Origin of the sequence: Lacrimispora sp. 210928-DFI.3.58, assembly GCF_020554865.1 — a bacterium.
Taxonomy (GTDB): Bacteria; Bacillota; Clostridia; order Lachnospirales; family Lachnospiraceae; genus Enterocloster.
Window position 1 is genome coordinate 1 of the sequence record NZ_JAJCIC010000111.1, and the last position, 466, is coordinate 466.

Genomic DNA, 466 nt, shown 5'->3' on the forward strand with positions numbered 1-466 from the left:
GTCGACCTCCGCCGTGACAGGGCGGCGCTCTAACCAGCTGAGCCACCGGGCCATTATTGTTTGTATAGTTCTCTGTCGCTTTAGTTTAGGAAGAGTGGACCTTCGGGGACTTGAACCCAGGACCGACCGGTTATGAGCCGGTTGCTCTAACCAACTGAGCTAAAGGTCCGAACTATACATTATGAAGGCTACTGCAATGCAGTAAAGCCGATGATCGGACTCGAACCGATAACCTGCTGATTACAAATCAGCTGCTCTGCCAATTGAGCCACATCGGCATATATTTGAACGGTAACTGTTCAAATGACCCCAACGAGATTCGAACTCGTGTTACCGCCGTGAAAGGGCGATGTCTTAACCGCTTGACCATGGGGCCGAAACATCTTGTAGTAGTCTCCATGGACTTCCACTAAACTCCCCGAGTAGGACTTGAACCTACGACAGCGCGGTTAACAGCCGCGTGCTC

The 466-nt window shown here is 51.5% G+C and carries 3 tRNA genes; all 3 read right to left on the bottom strand.

The features are described 5' to 3' along the window. Nucleotides 1–95: 95 nt before the first annotated feature. A tRNA-Ile gene (locus LIZ87_RS22145) sits at nucleotides 96–169 on the bottom strand. A 36-nt stretch (nucleotides 170–205) separates the two neighbouring features. Then, nucleotides 206–278: transfer RNA gene (locus tag LIZ87_RS22150), tRNA-Thr, on the bottom strand. 26 nt (nucleotides 279–304) lie between these two features. Beyond that, nucleotides 305–376: transfer RNA gene (locus tag LIZ87_RS22155), tRNA-Glu, on the bottom strand. Nucleotides 377–466 lie beyond the last annotated feature (90 nt).